This is a genomic window from Chelativorans sp. M5D2P16 (genome assembly GCF_034427935.1).
GTDB lineage: Bacteria > Pseudomonadota > Alphaproteobacteria > Rhizobiales > Rhizobiaceae > Chelativorans.
In genome coordinates, this window is sequence record NZ_JAXQNM010000001.1 from 1 (window position 1) to 4,180 (window position 4,180).

The window sequence follows — 4,180 nt, forward strand, 5'->3', positions numbered from 1 at the left end:
GCATAGGTTGGTTCGTACGCTCGTGCAACGCGGTCACCGTCGCGCCGTCGATGAGCAGGACCAGTTGCGGGGCGAGCGTTTCGGCATCGCGGTAACCTGCGGCGACTAGACATTTTCCGAGGAATTCCGCCACGGCGCGCTTATGTTCTTTGGCGATCCGGAATACCGGACTGGCGGGGTCGGCGATCTCGGCCATTGCGTTGATGAATGCGCAACCGCGATAACCCGACCAGTCCGACCGTTCCGCGAGCGCATCGAAGACGGCCAGCGGATCCCCGCCGAGATCGCGGACGCGCGTTTCCAGCCACTCGCGGTACGCCCTATCGTGGCCGCGCAGCATGGTGACGACCAGATCATCCTTGCTGGCGAAGTGCCGGTAGAAAGAGGCGCGACCAACGCCCGAGACGGATAGAAGCCGCTCCAGACCCACGGCCTGAATGCCTTCCGCATAGAACAACTTCTCGGCAGTTTCGATCAAACGTTCACGTGCGCGTGTCGGCATCTACAGCGTCCTTGACAGATACGGAACCAATCAGTACCGAATGCATGAACGGAACTGATCGGTTCCAACTTATGAGATGCAAAGCGGCCCGTCCAGCCTTGGAGCGAGCGGGGGCAAGGAGCTGTCATGGATATGCGAGCCAAACCAGAAAATCTGACAGACGTTGACCCCCCTGGGCTCGGGCGAGTCACAGTCCTGGCCTTGGGCGTCTTCGCCGTGGGCACGGGCGAATTCGTCCTGGCTGGTCTGTTGCCCCTGCTGATGGAGTCGTTCGCTATCTCTGCGGCGAAGGCCGGCCAGATCATCACGGTTTTTGCCATGACCTGCGCGATTGCTGCGCCTTTGCTCACCACGCTGACGGCCTCCTGGCCGCGCCGGACGGTGCTCGTCGTAGCGACGGTGACCTATCTGATCGGTTCGGCTGGCACTGCCCTGGCATCCACCTATGCGCAGGTGCTGCTGGCGCAGATGGTAGCTGCGGTCGGCGTGGGGATGTTCATCCCCAATGCTTCCGTTACGGCGGCAGCACTCGTGCCGCAGAAGTTTCAGGGCCGTGCCATCGCCATCGTCGTTACCGGCTTCACCGCAGCTGTGTCGCTCGGCGCGCCGTTCGGCACTGCACTTGGCGGATTTGCCGGCTGGCGTACAACGATGTGGTTCACGGCCGCGCTCGCCCTCCCAGGGCTTTTCGGCGTGCTCGCCCTGGTGCCGAGGCACGTGCCGATCGAGACGCCCGAAACGCTGGCGGAACGGCTAGGCCCGCTTGCGAACCGGCGAGTGCTGGCGGTGATGGCGACGACGCTTATTGGCTTCACGGCGGTCTTCATTCCCTATACCTATGTCGGCGTCATCTTCGCTCCGGCAACGGCAGGAAGCAGTGTCGCACTGGCCGTCCTAATGTTCACGCTGGGCGTCGTCGGTACGATCGGGAACTTCGGCGCAGGCTTTCTCGCCGACAGGATCGGCGGCGCGCGGGTGGTTGCCATCGCTTTGGTCTGGCTCGCCGTCAGCACTGTCATCCTGCCATGGACGACGACACAGTACGGCGCTGCCGTCGCGACGATCGCCTTCTATGCACTGGCCGCCTTTGCCATTACTACACCGCAACAGCACCGGCTGATGTCGCTCAGGCCCGATGCCGCCGCCGTATTGATCTCGCTCAACCAGGCGATTCTCTACCTCGCCATCGCCATGTCGGGCGTGGTGGGCGCTGTCGGAATCCAGTGGGTCGGCGCACAGTATGTCAGCCTGATCGCCGCAACCCTGGCTATCATTGCCCTTGCTGTTTCACATCTGGCAGGACAAAAAGCATAAGTGGCTAATATCTCGACCTCCAGTGCCGTGTAGCCCGATACGCTTTGGAGATCGGCCTCGACGCTTACGTTAGGCCATATCTCGCCGATGATCCGCTGCACCATGGCTACACAACTGTCGCCGATTACCGCATGTTCCGCGCAACCGGAGATCGTATCTCATTTCCTACTATTCCATGGCCTAGGTGCCCTGATCTGGATCAGATAAGCTAGGTGCGGACGACACCAGCCGCTGTTACCGAAAATCGCTCCCACAAAATGCATTGGGCAGTAGACGATGGATATTTCCCCAGGAACCGGCGGCACTGAACGGGAAGTGAACGCAATGGGCCGCCTGCGAGGACGCTTACGCAGTCTCTACCACGGTCATTCACAAGGCGCGTTGCGGTTCCAACTCGCTGTCATGGTCGTCGATCTTCTGATCATTGCGTTCTTCATTGCGAGCCCGGTGCTGCGCGGGCGGCCATCCTTTCTCTGGATCGACTATTCTATCGCGGCACTGCTCGCGGCGGACATCGCGGCGCGCGCCCTTGCCGCCAAAGACATTCCACGCTGGCTGCGGCAGCCCACAAGTGTCGTCGATCTCTTCATCCTGCTGACGTTGCTTGCGCCGCTCTGGCTGGCTAATCTCGGTTTCCTGCGCGTCCTTCGCCTATGGTCGCTCTCGCGCAGCGGTTTTCTGTGGCGCCCACTTGCCCGGTGGGGCTACGGATCGTGGCGGGAGGTTGTCCATTCGGCTCTCAATCTGGTCACGTTTCTATTCGTGGTGACCGGCTTCATCTACACGTTCTTTTTCCGGGAGGGATCAGGTTTCGCCGGTTATGTCGACGCCCTCTACTATACGGTCACGAGCATGACGACGACAGGCTACGGTGACATCCTCCTGCCAGGTATGTGGGGTAAGCTGACCTCGGTCGTCATCATGATTGCCGGCATTTCGCTTTTCATCCGTCTGGCCCAGGCGATCTTTCGTCCCTACAAGGTCCGATATCCATGCCCGCAATGCGGGCTGCAGCGCCACGACCCCGATGCGGTTCATTGCAAGGCTTGCGGCTATCCCCTGAAGATTCCTGATCCCGACGATTGAGAAAGAGCCTTTCGGCATGGCTGGTGAGGTACCAATCTTCAGATTTTAAAGGAGGACGGCAGCTCAGCGTCACTCCGTGGATTCGACCCTCGGCGAACGAATTTTTCGCTCGGGGGGTAGCCCGCCATTGCTAAACGCCTGCCAAGGAAGCGCCCGATTGACCAGAAATGGCGCAGCGCGACCTACTGATACCTCGCCGCAATGTCCTCTTTAAGGGAACGGCAAAGCCCGGCTCTGTGGCTGACATGGGGCGCGTTGCTGCTCGGCAGCCTAGGGGCCGAAAGCTCCGTTTGTCTCAGGTCCAGGAGTATATCGCATGCCTACACCACAGGCCGGTATTGAATGCGTTGTGCACTATGCAGCGACGGCGGCGATGGCGACACGCGGAGACGACGAATTGGGACGGTATCGGTCAAAGGTTAGTCTAGGCCGCGTGGACAAACCCGGTTCCCATTTTATCTGACGCGTGATTCAAAGCTGCTCTTTGAGGAGGGCAGCTTTGATTCGAGGACTGATGAGTGATGCGGAATGGGCGTTCTTCGCGCCGTTCCTGATCGAGAACCGCTCTCGCGGCGGCCGGCGGCCGCAGGGCCACCGCAAGGTGCTGGACGGCATCTTCTGGATCACGCGGACGGGCTCGCCCTGGCGTGACCTGCCGGCCGATTTCGGCAACTGGAACTCAGTCCATCGCCAGTATCGCCGCTGGACGGAAGCCGGCGTCTGGGACGTGATGCTGGCAGCCCTTGCCGAAAGCGACGCGGCCGACACGGCGATGCAGATGATCGACAGCACGATCGTGAGGGCGCACCAGCACGCAGCTGGCGGAAAAGGGGGATTCAGAGAAATGCTGTTGGCCGTTCGCGCGGTGGGCTCACGACCAAGCTTCATACCCGAACGGATGCGCAGGGCCTCGCCATCGGCTTCTGCCTAACGCCCGGTCAGGCCTCGGACATGGCCGCCTACGAGGATCTGATGCAGGAGGAGGCGCCCGATCCGGCCGCGATGCTGGCCGACAAGGGGTATGACAGCGACGCCATTCGCGACGACCTTGAGCGGCGCGGCGCAGACCCGGTGATCCCGACAAAGTCGAACCGCAAAGTTCAGCGCCCGGTCGACAAAACCAAATACGCACTGCGCAACCGCATCGAGCGCTTCTTCAATCGCCTCAAGCACTCACGCCGCATCGCCACACGATACGACAAGCTGGCCGCAAGCTTCCTTGGGTTCGTTCAGATTGCTACGATCAGACAGTGGATCAGGTTTGTCCACGCGAACTAG

General features: G+C 61.0%; 4 protein-coding genes. 3 read left to right on the forward strand and 1 reads right to left on the reverse strand.

Annotated features, from left to right (window positions below; translation table 11 throughout):
• Positions 1–502: TetR/AcrR family transcriptional regulator (locus SIN08_RS00005; protein WP_322449399.1), on the reverse strand; the 502-nt coding region annotated here is incomplete at its 3' end.
• A gap of 126 nt (positions 503–628) precedes the next feature.
• Between SIN08_RS00005 and SIN08_RS00010 the strand changes: the two genes are divergently transcribed.
• From SIN08_RS00010 to SIN08_RS00020, 3 genes are all read left to right on the forward strand, one after another.
• A complete protein-coding gene (locus SIN08_RS00010) occupies positions 629–1,816 on the forward strand; it encodes an MFS transporter (RefSeq protein ID WP_322449400.1) in 1,188 nt (395 codons plus the stop codon).
• Between the two features lie 276 nt (positions 1,817–2,092).
• Positions 2,093–2,902 (forward strand): ion channel, encoded by an 810-nt coding sequence (locus SIN08_RS00015; protein WP_322449401.1) that lies wholly within the window; start codon positions 2,093–2,095, stop codon positions 2,900–2,902.
• Between the two features lie 514 nt (positions 2,903–3,416).
• Positions 3,417–4,180 (forward strand): IS5 family transposase gene (locus tag SIN08_RS00020; protein ID WP_322449402.1). Its coding sequence is split into 2 segments (ribosomal slippage): positions 3,417–3,726 and positions 3,726–4,180, totalling 765 coding nucleotides; the frame shifts between segments, so codons are not numbered across the junction.

Bases quoted from the DNA above. Each gene is read 5' to 3' on its own strand.
- SIN08_RS00010 (WP_322449400.1), top strand. From the start codon at position 629: ATGGATATGCGAGCCAAACCAGAAAATCTGACAGACGTTGACCCCCCT.
- SIN08_RS00015 (WP_322449401.1), top strand. From the start codon at position 2,093: ATGGATATTTCCCCAGGAACCGGCGGCACTGAACGGGAAGTGAACGCA.